General features: G+C 71.1%; 15 protein-coding genes. 2 read left to right on the forward strand and 13 right to left on the reverse strand.

The features are described 5' to 3' along the window. The first annotated feature begins 213 nt into the window (after window positions 1–213). Window positions 214–1,500, forward strand: coding sequence for a DMT family transporter (locus ACZ67Q_RS14220; protein ID WP_471180960.1), 1,287 nt, complete (start codon window positions 214–216; stop codon window positions 1,498–1,500). Here ACZ67Q_RS14220 and ACZ67Q_RS14225 read toward each other — a convergent pair. Next, window positions 1,490–2,710, reverse strand: a complete 1,221-nt coding sequence (locus ACZ67Q_RS14225) for a transglycosylase family protein (protein ID WP_471180963.1) — start codon at window positions 2,708–2,710, stop codon at window positions 1,490–1,492. The two genes, ACZ67Q_RS14220 and ACZ67Q_RS14225, sit on opposite strands and share 11 nt — an antisense overlap. Before the next feature lie 316 nt (window positions 2,711–3,026). On the opposite strand from ACZ67Q_RS14225, the gene gndA reads away from it, so the two are divergent. Continuing rightward, window positions 3,027–4,466, forward strand: coding sequence for an NADP-dependent phosphogluconate dehydrogenase (gene gndA / locus ACZ67Q_RS14230; RefSeq protein WP_471180966.1), 1,440 nt, complete (start codon window positions 3,027–3,029; stop codon window positions 4,464–4,466). Between the two features lie 831 nt (window positions 4,467–5,297). Here the strand turns inward: gndA and ACZ67Q_RS14235 are convergent. The 12 genes from ACZ67Q_RS14235 to ACZ67Q_RS14290 form a co-directional block, all read right to left on the reverse strand. Further along, window positions 5,298–5,771: a carboxymuconolactone decarboxylase family protein gene (locus tag ACZ67Q_RS14235; RefSeq protein WP_471180969.1), complete on the reverse strand. Its 474-nt coding sequence runs from the start codon at window positions 5,769–5,771 to the stop codon at window positions 5,298–5,300. A 133-nt stretch (window positions 5,772–5,904) separates the two neighbouring features. Next, window positions 5,905–6,249, reverse strand: coding sequence for a GNAT family N-acetyltransferase (locus ACZ67Q_RS14240; protein ID WP_471180971.1), 345 nt, complete (start codon window positions 6,247–6,249; stop codon window positions 5,905–5,907). Between the two features lie 34 nt (window positions 6,250–6,283). Beyond that, window positions 6,284–6,703, reverse strand: coding sequence for an aspartate 1-decarboxylase (panD, locus tag ACZ67Q_RS14245; protein ID WP_471180974.1), 420 nt, complete (start codon window positions 6,701–6,703; stop codon window positions 6,284–6,286). Between the two features lie 605 nt (window positions 6,704–7,308). Further along, on the reverse strand, window positions 7,309–7,551 hold the full coding sequence (locus ACZ67Q_RS14250; RefSeq protein WP_471180977.1) for a hypothetical protein: 243 nt from the start codon (window positions 7,549–7,551) through the stop codon (window positions 7,309–7,311). A gap of 339 nt (window positions 7,552–7,890) precedes the next feature. Further along, on the reverse strand, window positions 7,891–9,006 hold the full coding sequence (locus ACZ67Q_RS14255; protein ID WP_471180980.1) for a phosphotransferase family protein: 1,116 nt from the start codon (window positions 9,004–9,006) through the stop codon (window positions 7,891–7,893). Continuing rightward, complete coding sequence (locus ACZ67Q_RS14260) at window positions 9,006–10,244, reverse strand: acyl-CoA dehydrogenase family protein (RefSeq protein ID WP_471180983.1); 1,239 nt, start codon at window positions 10,242–10,244, stop codon at window positions 9,006–9,008. The genes ACZ67Q_RS14255 and ACZ67Q_RS14260 overlap by 1 nt, the downstream gene beginning before the upstream one ends. Window positions 10,245–10,273: 29 nt before the next feature. Next, entirely contained in the window at window positions 10,274–11,056 is a 783-nt protein-coding gene (locus ACZ67Q_RS14265) for an SDR family oxidoreductase (RefSeq protein ID WP_471180986.1), read from the reverse strand. Between the two features lie 130 nt (window positions 11,057–11,186). Continuing rightward, complete coding sequence (locus tag ACZ67Q_RS14270; RefSeq protein ID WP_471180989.1) at window positions 11,187–12,863, reverse strand: sodium:solute symporter family transporter; 1,677 nt, start codon at window positions 12,861–12,863, stop codon at window positions 11,187–11,189. Next, window positions 12,863–13,084 (reverse strand): hypothetical protein, encoded by a 222-nt coding sequence (locus tag ACZ67Q_RS14275; protein WP_471180991.1) that lies wholly within the window; start codon window positions 13,082–13,084, stop codon window positions 12,863–12,865. Before ACZ67Q_RS14275 ends, ACZ67Q_RS14270 begins: the two co-directional genes overlap by 1 nt. Before the next feature lie 370 nt (window positions 13,085–13,454). Continuing rightward, a complete protein-coding gene (locus ACZ67Q_RS14280) occupies window positions 13,455–14,741 on the reverse strand; it encodes an aspartate aminotransferase family protein (RefSeq protein WP_471180994.1) in 1,287 nt (428 codons plus the stop codon). 107 nt (window positions 14,742–14,848) lie between these two features. Continuing rightward, window positions 14,849–15,877 (reverse strand): dihydrodipicolinate reductase, encoded by a 1,029-nt coding sequence (locus ACZ67Q_RS14285; RefSeq protein WP_471180997.1) that lies wholly within the window; start codon window positions 15,875–15,877, stop codon window positions 14,849–14,851. A gap of 182 nt (window positions 15,878–16,059) precedes the next feature. Next, window positions 16,060–16,926 (reverse strand): phytanoyl-CoA dioxygenase family protein, encoded by an 867-nt coding sequence (locus tag ACZ67Q_RS14290; RefSeq protein WP_471180999.1) that lies wholly within the window; start codon window positions 16,924–16,926, stop codon window positions 16,060–16,062. Window positions 16,927–17,002 lie beyond the last annotated feature (76 nt).

Here is a 17,002-nt window from a genome sequence, read left to right on the forward strand (position 1 = left end):
CCAAGGGCGTTCGGGGCCGTGATCACCGGGTCGTCACCCCTGTCACCCCTCTGAGGGATGACGGGACACGAGTCGTACTCCATCGGCAGTAGGAAGCATTGCGTGCTCAGGGACGACGACGGGAAGAGGGCGAAGCGGCATGGTGTTGCCCATGCAAGCCGACCGTTCGTCGCGCCGGGCCCGGAGCCCCCGCCTCCCGCGAAGGAGACGCTCATGAGCGCCCTCGCGTTGTCCGTCCTGCTCTCGCTCGTCTCCGCCGTCGCCTACGCGGCCGGGGCGATCGTGCAGGAGCGGGTCGCCGCGACCGGCGCCGGCGAGAGCTACGCACCGCTGCGCAGGCCCGCCTGGTGGGGTGCGCTGGCGCTGAACGGCCTCGGCGGTCTGCTGCACGTGGTGGCGCTCGCCTGCGGCCCGCTCAGCCTGGTGCAGCCGCTCGGCGCGCTCACGATCGTGCTGGCGCTGCCCATGGCGGCCCTGTTCGTCGGCCGCCGGGCCGGGGCGACCGCCTGGCGGGGCGCGATCATGGCCACGGTGGGCCTGGCGGGCCTGCTGGCCCTGGTCGGGATGTCGGCGGCGCAGTCGCTGGACACGCCGCAGCGCGTGGCGAGCGCGCTGGTCGCCGGTGCCGCGGTCGCGGCGCTGATGGTGGCGGGCCGGGCCGCGCACCGGCATCCGGCGGTGCGCGGCGTGCTGCTGGCGACCGCTGCGGGCGTGGCGTTCGGCATGTCCTCGGTGTTCACCAAGACCGTCGCCGTGGACCTCACCGGCGGCCCGGCGGTGTCCGACGTGCCGTCGCTGGCGGTCATCGGCGTGTTCGCCTGTGCCGGGGTCCTGCTGTCCCAGGCCTCCTACCGCGGCGCCGGTCTGACGGCGCCGCTGGCCACCCTGACGGTGGTGAACCCGGTGGTCGCGGCGGCGGTGGGCATCACGATGTTCGGCGAAACCTTCCGCCACGGCACGACCGGCACGGTGCTGGCGCTGGGGTGCGGGGTCCTCGCGGCGGGCGGGCTGATCCTGCTGACGACGGAGCGGCTGGCGGAGACGGCGGGGGCGGCCGGGGCCGAGATGGCGGGGGTGCCCGCGGTGGAGACGGCGGGGCTGTCGTACCGGGCCGACGCGGGTTCCGTGGACGCAGCGGTGAACGTACCGGTGGATGTGCCGCTGCACGCGCCGGTTGGGGGACGGGAGTCGGCGGAGGCGTCGCCGGAGGTGCCGGCGCCGGACCCGGCATCGGTGGAGGGGTCGCCGGAGGTGCCGGTGCCGGCGTCCGTCGAGGTGCCGGTCGTGGCGGCCGTGCCCGCGCAGGGAGGGGTACGGCCCGTTCCCGCGGCCTCGGCGGGTTCCGGCTCGGCGGCGCACCGGAGCGGGGAGGCGGCGAGCGGGACCGACGAGGTGCTCCACGTCTGTGCCCCGCTCTTTGTCAGTGCCTGTGTCCCGGTGCTCGTGCCGGGCGTGCCGGTCCTGGTGCCGGACCGGCATCGCGCCCGGGTCAGATCCTGACGCCGCCGGCCCGCAGATACGCCAGCGGGTCCACGTCCGTCCCGAAGCCGGGTCCGGTCCGGACCTCGAAGTGCAGGTGCGGGCCCGTGCTGTTGCCGGTGGAGCCGGTACGGCCGATGCGCTGACCGCCGCCCACGGACTGCCCCGCCCGCACCGAGATCGCCGACAGGTGCGCGTACTGGGTGTAGCGGCCGTCGGCGTGCCGGATCACCACCTGGTAGCCGAACGACCCGCCCCACCCCGCGTCCACGACCTCGCCCGAACCGACGGCCCGCACGGACGTACCGGTCGGCACGGGGAAGTCGACGCCGGTGTGGTAGCCCTTCGACCAGGAGGAGCCCGCCACGTGGTACGGCGTGCCGATGCCGCCGCCGACGGGCGCGACGAGGGCGTGACCGCCGGCCTTCCGGCTCGGCTCCGGCGTGGCCTTCCTGGTCTTCTCCCCCGCCCTCTTCTTCGCCGGCTCCTTCGCCGTCCTCTTCGCCGGCGCCGTAGTGCCTGCGTGGCCGTGGCTCTTCGGGGCGGCCTTCGTCGCACCTCCGCCGTGCACCCGCAGCCGCTGGCCGGGCAGGATGAGGTCGGGGTCGGCGCCGATGGTGGTGCGGTTCGCCTCGTAGAGCCGCTGCCAGCCCCCGGCCACGTGCTGTGTCTCGGCGATGCCGGAGAGGGTGTCACCGTGGAGCACGGTGTACATCTCGGTCCGGCCCGCCCGGGACTGGGGCGTGGTCTGCGGCTGGACGTCGCGCACCGACGACCGCCCGGCGGACCGCTCCACGGGCCGGGATGCGGTGCGGGCGCTGTCCGGGTGGACGTCGGGTGCCGGGCCGCCCCTGGTCAGCCCGGCCTGCACCGAGCACACCGGCCAGGCGCCGGGGCCCTGTCCGTCGAGCACCTTCTCCGCGACGGCGATCTGCTGCTGCCGCGTGGCGAGGTCGGCGCGCGCGGCGTACTTGGTGCCGCCGTACGCCGCCCAGGTGGACTGGGTGAACTGCAGGCCGCCGTAGTAGCCGTTGCCGGTGTTGACACTCCAGTGGCCGCTGGACTCGCAGGCGGCGACCTTGTTCCAGGTGCTCGCGTCGGCGGCGTGCGCGGCACCGGCACCGGCACCGATGAGCGGCAGGGCGATGCCCGCACCGCCCGCCGTGACGGTGAGTGAGGCGCGGTTGATCCTGTTCGGCTGGTACCGGCGGTGCCGGCCGCGTACGGCCATGCTGGGAGCCCCCCTCGACACGCGTGAGCGTCAGGAGCGGCACAGTAGGCGCCGGGAACAGACCATGACAAGACAGCGATTCGGCCTCCCGGCGGTGTCAAGTGGCCGGGAATAGCCGTCCGTTGAGCCGAAAGCTGAGGCGCCTGGCGCCTTCCGTGCGTACTGAGGGTGCGGCGCCGCCTGATGTGCGGCCGGCGTACCGGCACGTCAGCATGGTCGAGAGGCGATACTGGCGGGCAGGAACGGCACGATCTTTCCCCCACCCTTCCCATGTCTTGCAGTCCCCATGTCTTCTAGGTCTTCGGGAGCAGGCGGTATGAGCACTTCAGCGCAGATCGGCGTCACTGGACTCGCGGTGATGGGCCGCAATCTCGCCCGTAATTTCGCGCGCAACGGCTATGCGGTGGCGTTGCACAACCGGACGGCTGCGCGCACGCACGCGCTGGTGGAGGAGTTCGGGCACGAGGGCGACTTCGTCGCGACGGAGACCGCCAAGGAGTTCGTGGACGCGCTGGAGCGGCCGCGCCGCCTGGTGATCATGGTGAAGGCCGGCGATCCGACGGACGCGGTGATCCAGGAGTTCGCCCCGCTGCTGGAGCCCGGCGACATGATCATCGACGGTGGCAACGCGCACTTCGCGGACACCCGGCGCCGGGAGCGGGAGCTGCGTGAGCGGGGCATCCACTTCGTCGGCACGGGCATCTCCGGCGGCGAGGAGGGCGCGCTCAACGGCCCGAGCATCATGCCGGGCGGCTCGACGGAGTCGTACGACTCTCTCGGTCCGATGCTGGAGAAGATCTCCGCGAAGGCGGCGGACGGGGCGCCGTGCGTGACGCACGTCGGTCCCGACGGCGCCGGGCACTTCGTGAAGATGGTGCACAACGGCATCGAGTACGCCGACATGCAGCTGATCGGCGAGGCGTATCAGCTGCTGCGCGAGGTCGCCGGGTACACGCCGGCCGAGATCGCGGAGATCTTCCGCACCTGGAACACCGGCCGGCTCGACTCGTATCTGATCGAGATCACGGCGGAGGTGCTGGCGCACGTCGACGCGGCCACGGGCAAGCCGTTCGTGGACGTGGTGGTGGACCAGGCCGAGCAGAAGGGCACCGGCCGCTGGACGGTGCAGATCGCCCTCGACCTCGGCGTGCCGGTGTCGGGCATCGCGGAGGCGGTCTTCGCACGGTCGCTGTCGGGCCACGCGGCGCTGCGGGCCGCGTCCCGCGAGCTGGCGGGTCCCAAGGCGGCGCCGCTGTCCAAGGCGGACGCGGCGACCTTCGCCGACCGGGTGGAGCAGGCGCTGTACGCCTCGAAGATCGTGTCGTACACGCAGGGCTTCCACGAGATCGCCGCGGGCAGCGAGGAGTACGGCTGGGAGATCGACCTCGGCGCGGTGTCGTCGATCTGGCGCGGCGGCTGCATCATCCGGGCCGCGTTCCTCGACCGCATCCGCGCCGCGTACGACGCACGGCCGGACCTGCCGAGCCTGCTGAGCGACGAGACGTTCGCCCGGGAGATCGCGGCGGCGCAGGACAGCTGGCGCGAGGTGCTGGTCGCCGCGACCCTCCAGGGCGTGCCGACCCCCGGCTTCGCCGCGGCCCTCGCCTACTACGACGCCCTGCGCGCCGAACGCCTCCCGGCCGCGCTCACGCAAGGCCAGCGCGACTTCTTCGGCGCGCACACCTACCGGCGCGTCGACCGCGAGGGTTCCTTCCACACGCTGTGGGGCGGGGACCGGTCGGAGGTCACGGCGTAGGAGGGCGGGGCTCGGTGAGGGGAGGCGTGACCGCCCTGCTCCTCGCAGCCACCCTCGACGTGCCCTAGGTCAGCGGCGGACCCGGTTCCGGGTTCGGGACCGGTTCGGGGCCGGGCGGGATCGGTGACGGGTCCGGCTCCGGGAGCGGGGTCGGGCCCGGGGGCTGCGGGTTCGGGCCGGGCCCGGGCGGCGGGATCGGCCCGGGCCCCGGGGGTGGCGGCGTGGGCTGCGGCCCCGGACCAGGGGGCTGGGGGACGGGTGGCGGCCCCGGCGGCTGGGGCGTGGGGTCAGGCCCCGGCCCCGGCGGCTGCGGAGTCGGCTCGGGGCCCGGCCCCGGCGGCTGCGGAGTCGGCTCGGGGCCCGGCCCCGGCGGTGGGGGGGCCGGCGAGGGATCCGGCGGCGACACCGGCTCCGGGTAGGGCTGCTGGGGGTGGGGGCCGGGTGTCGGGCCCGGGTGCACCGGGTCGTGGTACGGGTCGGTCATGGCGTCCTCCGGCCAGTCGGTCGACGGTGGCTCCTGGACTACTCCCCCGCGTACCCGGCGCCCGCGCGGCCAGTCACCCGGTGGAGCCGCGACGCACCCTCCGCATGGCCCAACGCCGGTACGGGGTCCGGGGACCGGGCCGGCGGGGGCGAGGGCTCACGGTGGACGGCGCGGGGGCGAGGGCTCACGGTGGACAGCGCGGGGGCGAGGGCTCACGGTGGACGGCGCGGGGGCGACGCCGGCCGGCGCCGCGCCCCTCCCCCGCCTCACGCCCTCCTTGCCCCCACCGGTCGATCCCCTTGCCCCGCCGGATGGCCCGGTGCCCCGCGCCCCGACCGGACGCCCCGTCAGCCGAACATGCCCGGCTCGTAGCCGCCCGCCGGCTGTCGGACGAGGACGTTCGCGCGGTTGTAGGCGTTGATGAGGGCGATGAGCCCGACCAGCGCCCCGAGCTGTTCCTCGTCGTAGTGCTTGGCGGCGTTCGCCCACACCTGCTCCGAGACGCCGCCCGCCGCGTCCGCGATCCGTGTGCCCTCCTCGGCCAGTTCCAGGGCAGCCCGCTCGGCCTCGGTGAAGACCGTCGCCTCCCGCCAGGCGGCGACGAGGTTGAGCCGGACCGATGTCTCCCCCGCGGCCGCCGCGTCCTTGGTGTGCATGTCGGTGCAGAAGCCACAGCCGTTGATCTGGCTGGCCCGGATCTTCACCAACTCCTGCGTCGCGGCGGGCAGCGAGGAGTCCGCGATCGCCTTCCCGGCGGAGTTGAAGTGCCGGATGAGCTTGCCCGCCACCGGGTTCTCGAAGAGGTTCAGCCGAGCGTCCATCATGGGCTCCCTGTGCGTCGTGGTCGGTTGCACCCATACGACGGGTCGGCCCACCCCGATGTGACAGCTTCTGATGTGACCTGCGTCACCCCGGACGCACGCCGACGGAAAGAGCCCTTTCGGGAGCCGGTGGCTAGAACCGCCCAGGATGGGCGGCCAGCCATTCCTTCGCCGCGGTGCGCAGCTCGGGGTCGGCGGCCGGAGCCTCGTCGGGATGCTTGGCGGCCCACTTCACGACGTACGGGCACAGGGGGGCGACGGGAACACCCTCGCGCCCGGCGATGGCGTACAGCTCGCGCGCGAGGGAGGACGCGATGCCCTTCCCCTCGTGCGCGGGCTCGACGATGGTGTGGACCGGGACCAGGGCGGTGCGCGGGGAGTCGAGCACGAAGTACTCGATGTGCCCGACGACCTCGCCGTCGCCGAGGGCCTCCAGCCGGCCGGCGGCCCGGTCGTCGCGGATGTCGATGTCGCTCATGGCCACGCTCCTGATCATCGGTCCCGGGTCGGCGTCAGGCCGTGACGGCCTGCGGGCTGCGCTCCTGGTCCGAGCCCGGCACCGGCTCCGACGGGTCGGCACCCAGGGCCACGATCCGGTTGCCCTGGTCCACGTGCACCACCCGCGGCGTCAGCGCCCGCGCCTCGGCGTCGGTGACCTGAGCGTAGCTGATGATGATCACCAGGTCGCCGGGGTGCACGAGATGGGCGGCGGCTCCGTTGATGCCGATCACCCCGGACCCGCGCTCCCCCTCGATGACGTACGTCTCGAGCCGCGCGCCGTTGGTGATGTCGACGATGTGCACCAGCTCACCGGGCAGCAGATCGGCGGCGTCGAGCAGATCGGCGTCGATGGTCACGGATCCCACGTAGTGCAGGTCGGCCTGGGTGACGGTGGCGCGGTGGATCTTGGACTTGAACAGAGTACGCAGCACTTTGGACTCCTGAAAGACGGCTCCCTGCCTGCTTTGTACAGGTCAAGGGCGGTCTTCACTCTACACGGGGACGGGTCGAAGTCGATGATTGTGAGGAACATCGCTTCTCTTAGGAGGAAAGCCTTCCTACCTGGGCTTCCGCGCCGACCAGGCTGTTGTGACGCCATCAACGGGGTACCTGTTCGGTCACCGTTTCGGGATGTCCGGAACTGACGCTGACCAGATGCTGACCTACCTGACGTCACATCAGGTGCAGGCGGGGCAGCGCCATTCGCCACAGCTGCTCCAGATCGGGGCGCGCAGCCGCTCGATCGCGTCGTCCTGTCTGCCGTCGCCGGCCTCTTCACGCTACTTGCCGAGGACGTCCCGCAACCGAATCGCGTACGGGCAGTGGCCGCACGTGCGCCTCGTCACCGAAGAAGCCAAGGAGCTGTGCGAGGAGCGGCCTGGCGGCGTCGGCGTCCTCGGCGGCCTGGTAGCGGGCGGCCAGGCGCACGGCCTCGACGACCATCCGCACATCTCACGGGCCGCACCGATGAGCAGTCTTCTTGGTCATGTGCGCTGCTCCGTTTTCCCGCCGTGCAGCCGTGCCTGCCGTTCGGTGCTCATCCGTGGGTCGACCGGTCGGCGGCCTGCCGATCGTTCTCCTCCAGGACCTGTCGCTCCTTCGCCCAGCCGATCGTCATCACGGCGGCCATGACCGACCGGCGAACCCAGCGCCGTCCGCGCTTCGGCGGGCGAGGGCGCCCGTGGTGATGAACGCCGGCCAAGGACATGACGTTGTCCCGTCGCTCCACGGCGAGTTCGGACGCCGCGCAGAACGCGCGTCCGTCGTTGCGGAGGTTCACCCAGTGCCGCACCCCGACGCCGAGCAGGGCGACGGCCAGAGCCGCGAGGTCACCGCTCGGCTCGTGGCGGCGCAGGGCACTCGGCTACATCGACGTCTGGCGCACCGAGCAGCCGGAGCCCTTGGGCCAGCAGGACGCGGACCTGCCGGCCGCTTCATCGCAGACCTGCCCAAGCCCGGACCCGGCCCGCTGAACGCACGTGTCGGCTGACACGCCGGCCCATCGGAGAACTGGGGGCCGAGACGCACGTGTGATGGAATGCCCAAGGAGGAGCGAGCATGGCCCAGTTGGCGTCCCGCTCCTCAGTTCGTGGGCGGGTCCCTGCGGCCGGACCGGTGCTTAAAGAGAGGTGTGACGGCGGTGACCGGTCGCCGTCAGGCTGGCGTATTGCCCGGCCCGTTCCAGCAGGCGGGGAACACCCGTTTCGAGCGCGGGCCCGAAGGTCGTGTCGTTCGGGCGCTCGCCGCGCTGCCAACGGGTGTAGATGGCCTCGCAGAAGATCGCTGCCTTCCACAGCGCGAGGGTCTGATACCAGGGCAGCGACGTCAGATCGACGCCCGTGCGGCGCTGGTAGCGCTCTGCCAGCTGGCGCTGGGTGAGGTAGCCGGGCAACCGGGTCACCCGGGTGAGTTCGAGCGGGGTGGTGGGGCGGCCTGCCTCGGAATACGTGGCGGTCAGGTACCCCAGATCCGCCAGCGGGTCCCCGAGCGTCGCCATCTCCCAGTCCAGGATCGCGAGGACCCTGGCGGGGGCCTGGGGAGCGAACATGAGATTGCCCATGCGGTAGTCACCGTGCACCACCGAGGCCGCCCGGCTCGCCGGCAGGTTGCGCGCGAGCCAGTCCGAGATCCGCTCCACCGCGGGCAGGCTGCGTGTGGTGTTGACCTCCCAGAGCCCGCGGAACCTGTCGACCTGGCGGCGGAGATACCCCTCGGGGGAGCCCAGGGTGGCGAGCTCCCCTCCGGTCACGTCGATGCCGTGCAGAGCCACGAGGGTGTCGACGACGGCCTCGCTGGTGGCCTGACGCTGTTCGGCGGGAGAGAGGTGGGCCGGGATGGTGTCGGTGACGACCGTCCCGTCGAGCCGGGACATGAGGTAGAACGGCACACCCAGAAGCGACTCGTCCTCGCAGACGGCGAGGATCTCCGGCACCGGTACCCCGTGTCCGCCGAGGATCTTCTGGATGCGGGCCTCGCGCACCATGTCGTGTGTCGACTTCGGCAGCGGCGGCCGCGGGCCACGGCGCAGGACCACGCAATCACCACCCCGCTCGATCAGATAGGTGATATTGGAGTGGCCGTCGCCGATGCGCTGCCAGGCGAGCGGGCCGCTGCCGATGCCGTGGGCGTCGAGGAAGCCGGTGACCGCGTCGAGGACCAGGAGTGGCGGGCTGTCGAGGTGACGGGCCTTCTCCCAGCTCGCGACGACCTCCACGCCGTCAGGGACGGTGTGCATCACGCGCCCCCGTCCCGGCCGACGACGGCATCGCCCCGGTACGGCTCACCGGCGCGGACCGCGGCGCCGCGGCCGGCCGAGGCCCGGCGAGCGATGGCCCACCGGTGGGTCTCGTTGGAGCCGTCGTAGATGCGGAACGGGCGGACCTCGTTGAGGTACTGCGCCAGCGGGAGCCCGTCGGAGACTCCGTCCCCGCCGCAGATCTGGATGGCGCGGTCGATCACCCGGAAGATCGCCTCGGAGCAGTGGACCTTCGCGACCGACGACATCGCGGACCCCGCCTTCGGATCACCGTGCAGCAGCGCCGCCGTCTTGGTGATGATCGCGTCGGAGGTCTCGATGTCGATCACGGACTCGGCGATCAGGTGCTGTGCCAGGCCGAGCGAGTCGATCGGACCGCCGAACAGCTCCCTCTTCCCCGCCCGGTCCAGCGCGATGTCGAGCGCGCGCCGTGCCAGCCCCAGCCATCGCATGCAGTGGGTGAGACGTGCGGGTCCGAGCCGCACCTGGGCGTAGCGGAAGCCGAGTCCGACCTCACCGAGTACCGCCTCGTCGGGGACGAAGGAGTCGTCGATGTACAGGTGAGGGTGGCCGCCGTCGATGGAACGGTCGACGGTGTGGATCGCCTCGCCGATCCGGACGCCGGGGTTGGTCATGTCGACGAGGAACATGGTGGCCCCTTCGGGGGAGCCGTCCAGTGCCGGGGTCCGTGCCATCACGATGCAGAACGCCGCGCCCACGGCGCCGCTGGTGAACCGCTTGTGGCCGTCTATGATCCAGCCGCCCGCGGTGCGCACGGCCTTGGTCCGAAGCGCCGCCGGGTCGGACCCGGCTCCCGGGTGAGGTTCCGTCATGCCGAAGCACGACCGTACGTCCCCCGCGGCCAGAGGCGCGAGATAGCGCTTCTTCTGCTCTTCGGTCGCGATCAGGTGGAGCATGTGCATGTTCCCCTCGTCGGGGGCCATGCAGTTGAGCACGCTGGGGCCGATCGGCGAGTACCCGGCCTCCTGAAGGATCGGCGACCAGTGCTCGATGGGCAGGCCCTGCCCGCCGTACTCCTTCGGCACGTGGGGCGCGAAGACGCCGGCATCCTTCGCCGCCGCCTGCAGCCGGTCACGGGTGTTCTGGTCGAGACGTCCGCCCGGTGCGGGTTCGGAGTCGATGACGACCTCGCGGATGAACCGGCGGGTGCGCTCACGCAGCCGCGCCACTTCGGGGGGAAGGTGGGTGAAAGTCATGACAGTCCTTTCGGGGGTCGGCAGGGCCGTTAGGCGGTGCCGCCGGCGACCGTGAGGCCGCCGTCGACGGTGAGAACGTGGCCGGTGACCCAGGAGGAGTCCGTCGAGGCCAGGTAGGCGACGGCGGAGGCGATGTCCGAAGGCAGGCCCAGGCGCCGCAGGGGATAGTCCTTGGCCACCTCGGCCTCCTTGCCCTCGTACAGGGCTTCGGCGAACCGCGTCTTCACCACGGCGGGAGCCACGGCGTTGACCCGGATCTCCGGGCCGAGTTCGACGGCCAGGGTCCTGGTCAGGTGGGACACCGCCGCCTTGCTCACTCCGTACAGGCCGATGCCGGGTGCGGGGGTGTCGCCGGTCACCGAGGAGAGGTTCACGACGGTGCCGTGGCGCTCGGTGAAACCCAGCTTTTGGTGTGCCACCGCGTCCTGGACCCAGGCGAGGGTGGCGAGAACGTTGACCTCCAGCACCTTGCGGGCGACATCGAGGTCCAGGCCGACGACGGGGCCGTACGCCGGGTTGATGCCCGCGTTGTTCACGAGGACATCGAGCCCGCCGAACTCGCGCGCGACGGTGTCGAGGACCTCGCGGCGGTGTTCGGCGTCGTCGGCCTTCCCGGCGACAGTGATGACGCTGCCTCGGGGCAGTGCGGCCGCGGCCTCTTCGAGCGGTCCGGCCTTGCGCGCGGTGAGACACACGCGCGCTCCTTCGGCGACGAGTCGCTCGGCGACGGCAAGACCGATACCCCGGCTCGCGCCGGTCACGATGGCGGTGCGGCCCGAGAAGCGGCCCTGGTTGGTGCGGTTGTCGCTCATGGATCAGTCCTTCGAGGGGCAGTGGGGCCGGTGCCGTCGGTGCCGTGAATTTCGGCGCGCCGGAACTTGCCGGCCGGAGCAGCCCTGTGGTTTCTCGGGGTCGTGTCCCCTGTCGCAGCCGGCAGTGGATTCATCCGCTGACACCGTCCCGGCCAGAGCCGATGCCCGCCTGAGGGGCGCCGTAGCGGGAAGCCATGGCGTGTCCCTCATCTCTCGTTTCCCTTCCCGCGGTCCGCCGGATCCGGGAGGTCCGCCTCCACGGAGGCGCGCTGCCGAGCCATCCCAGGAGGAAGGCTGCCGGGACGGAGACCACCCCGGGGGTGTCGAACGGGAACAGGTCGAAGTCCTTCTGGGGCAGGAGCGCGTAGACCGTCCCGGAAATACCGGGAGAGAAAACGGTCAGGAGTATGCAGAGGGACAGTCCTCCGTACACCTGCCACAGAAGCCCCTGCCGGTTGAAGCCGGTCCAGAGGAAGGAGTAGACGAGCGCGGGGAACACGCACGAGGCAGCGATGCTCATGGAGAACGCGAGGAGGAACTCGATCGGGTAGCGGTGTGCGGCGACGGTGAGGACCAGACTCACCGCGCAGAGCACGACGACGGAGAGCCGCAGGACTCCCAGCTCTCCGATGACGCTCCTGGAACGGTCGTTCCCTCCGAACAGGTCGCGGGCCACGGACACGCCGGCGGCGAAGGTCACGGCGGCCACGGCTGTGAGCACGGCGAGGAAGGCGACGCAGGCCACGAGCGTGATGAGTACGACGCGGCCCGTGGAGTGGTGGGGCAGGACGCTCGATGCCAGCAGGATCAGGGCTCCCTGTCCCTTCGCGTCGACCGCCCCGATCCGTTCGCTGCCCACCACCGCGGCCCCCGCGAAGCCCGTCGTGATCAGGAGCAGGAAGAAGAGACCGCTCAGTCCTACGGCGATGCTCATGGAGCGCCGGGCGGCCGGCACGTCCCGGCCGGCGCTCACGCGCAGGATCAGGTGGGGCATCATCGCGGTGCCGAGGATGACGACGATGTGGTCGCTGATCGCGCTGAGCGGTCCGCGACCTGTCGTGTGTGCCCACAAGCCCGGACCGAGGTACGCGTGCGGGGACGTGCTCTTGTCCACGGCGGCCGAGAGCAGTTCTCCTGGACTCCAGGCGAAGACACGGAGCGCCAGCAGGGTCACCACGGCGAGCGTCGCCAGGGTCACCGGCACCTTGACGACCTGCATGAAGCTGGTCCCGCGCAGATCGGCCACGCCGGCGAAACATGCGATGAGGCATCCCATCATGACCGTGCACACCACCTGGACCGTCTCGGTCGGCATGCCGATCAGGAGAGCCGTCGTGACGGCGCCGGCTCGCAGCTGGACCATCAGCAGAGGGATGGCGATGCACAGGGTGACCACCGCGCCCGCAATCCGTACCCCTACCCCCTCGGCACGCAGAGAGAACAGCTGGCCGAGGGTGTAGCGGCCGGTGCTGCGGATCCTCGGGGCGAGGAGCAGGAAGACGCCTAGGGCGATGGCGCTGTCGACGGCGATCGAGACCCCGTCGTAGCCGAAGAGGGAGATCGATCCCGGCAGGGTGACCAGGATGACGACCGTGATCTGTTCGCCGGCCATGGCGACGCCGTTGAAGACGGGCGGGAGGGACCGGTCGGCGACGTAGAGACCTTCCAGGTCGTCGCCCTGGGTGGCGAGGGTGAAGACCCACAGGAGGCAGACGCCGATGAAGCCGAGGAACGCGCTGATCACGGCGCCCCTCGCATCGGAACCGATCGGGTCGAGCGAGCCGGCGCTCAGGAGGCAGGCGGTCATCACGCGCCCCCGGCCGTACGAGAGGCGACGGTCGTCGCGGACGCCGATGCCCGGGGGGACGCGGCCCGGTGCTCGTACACGCATGTCCCGCCGATGAGGACGGCGAGTTGCAGGAATGCCCATCCCAGGCCGAGTGTGAGGCGGCCGTACACGGCGGTCGCTCCAAGGGTCGTGGAGCAGGAGAGCAGGACGCCGACGGCAAGCGGCAGCGCGTTGATCATGACCAGCACCCGCGTGTCACCAGGGGACGAATGGGGCGGTGGCGCCGGAACCCGCCGTGGTGAGACGGATGGCCGGGAGGAAACGGAGGGCACGGGACCTCTCTCCGGAAGAAGGAGCACGGCCGCGGCGCACGGGATCGTGAGGGCGGTCGCAGCCGTGCAGACGGGCGGGGCGAGTCGGTCGGCTGCGGCCCACACCGATCGGGAGAGGGGCGGACTGATGCCGAGGCGCCGGTCCGGCGCCGCAACGGCAGTTGCCGAGGGTTGGGCGCCTTGCGGCGCGGCACAGGAGACCGGGTGCAGGCCTGTGAGGCGCAAGGCGCGCGGGGTGTCGATCAGGACGTCGACGACATCGGGCAGCGGGCGGCGGTCAGCCTTCTGCGGGCCCCTGCAACTGACGCAGAACCTTCTCGAGGGCGTCGGCGGTGGCGTCGATGTCCGTCCGGCTGTGCGCAGTGCTGAGGAAGATCTTGCCCGAAGGCATGAACGCCACGCCGTGGGCGAGCATCCCCCCCAGAATCTGCGGCCAGGGACCGCCGGTGCCGTGCAGGCCGGTGGCATCGAGGTCCGGGACGAACTGGAGCAGAGAACCGACGCGGTTGAGACGGGCGGGTTGGGGCGCGGAGGCCAGCAGGTCCCCGATCACGAGCTCGAACCGAGCGGAGACGCTTTCCAGCGTTTCATAGACGGAAGGGTCCTCGAGTGCTCCCATGGTCGCCTGTACGGCGGCCAGCGCGACGGGATTTCCGTTGAACGTCCCGGCGTGGACCACGCCGTCGGTCACCTGGTCGATCAGGTCCGCTCGGCCGACGACGGCGCTCTGGGTGAAGCCGCCGGCCATGGCCTTGCCGAAGACGGAGAGGTCGGGGTGCACCCCGAAGAATTCGGCCGCACCACCCCGGGCGATCCTGAAGCCGGCGATCACCTCGTCGTAGACGAGCACCACCCCGTGCTGGTCGCAACGGGACCGCAGGGTCTGCAGGAATTCCTGCGCGGGCGCTTCGACGCCGGCGTTGCTCATGATCGGGTCGATGAGCACGGCGGCGATGTCCCGTTCGACGGCGTCCGCGAGGATGCGTTCGATCATCTCCACGTCGTTGAACCGCGCCACCACGAGGTCGTCGAGCACGCTGGGGCTCTGGCCTCGACTTGCCGGCATCGCGACCTCGTCCTTGTTGGTGTCGGGGTCCGTTTCGGTCAAGCCGGCGTACACGGTGTCGTGCCATCCGTGGTAGCTCTTGGCGAACTTCACCACCCGCCGGCGCCCCGTGGCCGCCCGCGCCAGGCGCAGTGCGACCTGAACCGCTTCGGTCCCGGTGTTGCTCCAGAGCAGGCGTTCGCCGTGCGGGACGGATTGGAGAACCGCCTCCGCCGCCGCGTACTCGAGGACGTGGCCGGTGCCGACGACCTGCATCCGCGAGACGACGTCGAGTACCGCGTCCACGATGCGGGGGTCGCCGTGTCCGAGGACGAGGGGACCCCACGCCATGACGTAGTCGATGTAACGGTCGCCGTCCAGGTCCCAGACGTGGGCTCCTCGCGCCTCGCTCACGAAGAGCGGATGGGGCTGCATGGCCGCGCGGAGGCCGGAGCCCACCCCTGCTCCCACACTGCGCCGGGCTCGCTCGAAGGCGATGCGCGATGACTCCAGGCCCATTCGATGTTCCTTCCTTCTCGGTCACCGGGGAACCGGCCGCCCAGGAAGGCGGCCGGTTCCCCGGTGTCTGTCTGACGCCCGGTACCGGGCGAGGTGTCGCGGGTGCCTCAGGGCGCGACGCGGGCGCCCTTGCTGGCCAGGGCGCCCACCGGCAGGTCCTCGACGGTGCGGAAGCCCGGTTCCGCCTCGACGACCGCGGTCACGGCGTTCGATGCCATGGCCACAGTGGAAAGGAAGCTCTCGAACCCGCCGGGCACGACGACTTCGATCGTCTGCTCGTGACCGACGAGCAGGAGTCCGTCACCGCGTTCGACGGCGTCCTTCGGGTCGAAGATGCCGAACCGGGTGGCCAGTTCGATGACGGCCTTCCCCTGCACCAGTCCACGAGCCCGGTGCAGGACGCTCGTCACGGTTCCCGCGGGGATGACGGCGTGCTGCCCCTTGCGTTCCGTCTCCGCGATCAGGTCTCGCTCGACGGTGTCGACCTCGATCGAGTCGAGATCCCATTCCAGTCCACGGGCCAGGGCGCTGATGCTCTGCGCGAAGCCGACGTGCCCCATGACGCGGCCGGTATCGCGCTCGGCGTCGAACTCGGCCGGCGTGAGACCCAGCCCGAACTTCCTCAGGATCGCGCCGTAGCGGCTCATGTCCGCCGTACGCCGCACGGACACGCGATCCACCCCGAGTGTGAGGCCGCTCAGCACCAGCGGAAGCGTGTCCATCAGCATCCCCGGATTGCAACCGGTACCGAGTACGGAGACGCCGTGTTCGCGCGCGAGCCGATCCAGGCGGGCCACAGCCTGCGCGTGGCTCCGGGTCGGATCCCTCAGCTCCTCGCAGATCGACACGACGTTCGTCCCCCGTTCGATGAGGGCGGTGAGCGTCGGTTCTATCGCGTCCACCCAGGACGACGTGGCGACGACGGCCACGTCGGCAGGCGGGAGCTCCGCGACGGAGGCGACCACGGGGACACGCGGCGCGCCGGCGACGAAGTCGGAGAGGGTCACTCCGGCCTTGTCCACCCCGATGTCCAGCGCACCCAGGAGTGCGCAGTCGCGTCGGCTCACCAGCGACTCGGCGATGGCGATGCCCGTGGCTCCGAGTCCGACGAGAACGACGCCGGTCGGCTTGGTCATGTTCGAGTGCCTCCTTCAGCACAGGCGGGACGGCGGCACCGAATCCGGCGTCCGTGGATCGATGAGCGGGAACGAGGGCCAGACCTGGACGACGTCCCACAGAAGGCCCGTGGAGGGCTCTCTGCGGGACGTCTCGCTCACGGGGCGCCGACGACGAGGCCGCGCGAGCTGGTCAGGTCGGCTCAGAGGCCGAGGTGGTCGCCCAGGTCGGCGTAGTCGACCTGCCACAGGCCGGGAGAGCCCGTCGGGTACTGGGAGCGGAAGCCGAGCACGCGCTGGACACGCGGGGAGAGCGTCTTGGCGAGCTCCTTGTCGACCAGGAAGGGGTACGCCTCCTCGCCGGTGAGGAAGCCCGCGTTGAAGGCGAAGGCCAGGCCCCGCCGGTACTCGTCGCCGGTCCGGTTCGCCCCACCGCCGTGCGCGACCTTGCCGCTGATCAGCAGGACGTCTCCGGCGTTCATGACCGCGGGAATCGTCTGCTCGGGAGTCCCCCGGTCCTCGAAGTCGCTCCAGTGGTTGCTTCCGGGGATGACGCGGGTGGCGCCGTTCTCCTCCGTGAAGTCGGTCAGGGCGACCAGGAAGTTGATGGTGACCTCCGGGCCGCCGGGTCCCATCCCGATGAACGGGAACCAGTTCTCCAGGTCGCGGTGCAGCATCTGCGCCTGGCTGTCGGGGCCGATCTCGATGACCTGTGCGGTGGTCATCCAGTACGTGCCCGACTCCTGGAGGAAGACCAGGTCGCTGATCTCGTGGACCAGGGGGTGGTCGATGACCTCGCTGCGGAACGTGGCGCTGTGCGTCACCAGGTTCGTGAGTCGCTTGGTGTTGTGGCCGTGGAACGCGGCCACGATCTCGTTCTCGTGAGTCGAACCCGGGTTGATCGCCTGCAGCGGCGACTCGATCTCGGAGTTGAAGCGGGTGATCTGCTCCTGCGTCAGGAAGCCCTTGATGATGACGCCGCCGTCCCGGGTCACGATCTTGAGGATCTCCTCCGCCGGCGTGTCGTTCGCCACCGATGTCAGCGCCTGAGCCTTCTTCTGTGTGGTCATGCGAATTCTCTCTCTATCCGAATCACGGTTGATCGACCGCGCGATCAGCCGCGGGCATTACGGCTTCCCTGGTCTC

Source organism: Streptomyces sp. NPDC036813, from assembly GCF_055609245.1.